The 1,306-nt window shown below is 54.7% G+C and carries 1 protein-coding gene and 1 other annotated feature; the gene reads left to right on the top strand.

Annotated features, from left to right (window positions below; genetic code table 11):
* Positions 1-50 precede the first annotated feature (50 nt).
* Positions 51-1,267 (top strand): IS3 family transposase gene (locus tag CXF87_RS12065; protein ID WP_101146781.1). Its coding sequence is split into 2 segments (ribosomal slippage): positions 51-336 and positions 336-1,267, totalling 1,218 coding nucleotides; the frame shifts between segments, so codons are not numbered across the junction.
* Positions 326-442, top strand: a sequence feature (AL1L pseudoknot). Its footprint overlaps the gene before it by 117 nt.
* Positions 1,268-1,306: the final 39 nt, after the last annotated feature.

Here is a 1,306-nt window from a genome sequence, read left to right as displayed (position 1 = left end):
TGAACCGCCCCGTCTTTACCGGAGACTCCATATCTTGAGAGGATGGAGTTATGAACTCACCAAAACGATATTCCCCGGAAGTGCGGGAGCGAGCTGTTCGTTTAGTTATTGAACAGCAAGGCGAATACCCGTCCAAGTGGGCGGCGATCTGTTCCATTGCCAGCAAGTTCGGTTGTACACCAGAGACCTTGAGAGCTTGGTGCAAACGCACAGAACTCACGCAGGAAAACAGCTCGGTTAACCTGTCTGAACATGAACGACTCAAGCAGCTAGAGCGTGAAAACACCGAATTGAAGCGTGCCAATGAAATTCTCCGTAAGGCGGCTGCTTTTTTCGCCCAGGCGGAGCTCGACCGCAAACCCAATTGATGGTGTCATTTATCGACGAGCATCGTGCTCAGTTCGGGGTCGAGTCGATTTGTAGCCAGCTGCCAATCGCCCCATCGACGTATTACCACCACAAGGCACTTGAAGCTGATCCTGAACGGCGGGCAGACCGGTATCGGCAGGATGAGCTTCTGACGGCTGAGGTTCAGCGGGTGTGGGAAGAAAACTTCTGCGTCTACGGTGCCCGTAAGGTCTGGCGGCAACTCCGCCGTGAAGGCGTTAAGGTTGCTCGTTGCACTGTAGAACGGCTCATGCGCCGCCTGGGAATTCGCGGCGTGGTGCGAGGCCAACGCCCCTTCACGACCATCAGTGATCCCGGCCAGAAACGGGCACCTGATTTAGTGAAACGTGACTTTACGGCCATGCGTCCTAATCAGCTTTGGGTGGCCGATTTTACCTATGTCGCTACCTGGTCTGGCTTCGTTTACGTTGCGTTCGTTATCGATGTTTATGCACGCTGTATCGTGGGTTGGCGTGTAGCGACGTCGATGAGAACAGCACTGGTGCTGGACGCTCTGGAGCAAGCTCTGTGGGCACGAAAACACAGACAAGGGTTGATCCACCATAGTGATAGGGGAAGCCAATATCTCTCGATCCGCTACACCGAGCGTATGGCTGACGAGGGTATCAATGCCTCAGTCGGTACCACCGGCGACTCCTACGACAATGCGCTGGCCGAGACCATCATCGGCTTGTTCAAAACGGAGGTGATCCATCATCGTGGCCCATGGAGGGGACTGGATGCCGTTGAGTATGCCACGCTAGAGTGGGTTGACTGGTTCAACAATCGTCGACTGCTGGAACCCATCGGAAACGTTCCACCAGCAGAACGAGAAAGGACGTATTATCGTCAATTGGAGGAGTCGGGTGAAGCTGCCTGACTCAAACAAACCGGTCTCCGGAATAACCGGGGCGGTTCA

Origin of the sequence: Halomonas sp. MES3-P3E, from assembly GCF_002836035.1 — a bacterium.
In the GTDB taxonomy this organism is placed as follows: domain Bacteria; phylum Pseudomonadota; class Gammaproteobacteria; order Pseudomonadales; family Halomonadaceae; genus Vreelandella; species Vreelandella arctica.
Note: the sequence above shows the minus strand (reverse complement) of the source record. Positions and strands in the feature narration are given on the sequence as shown.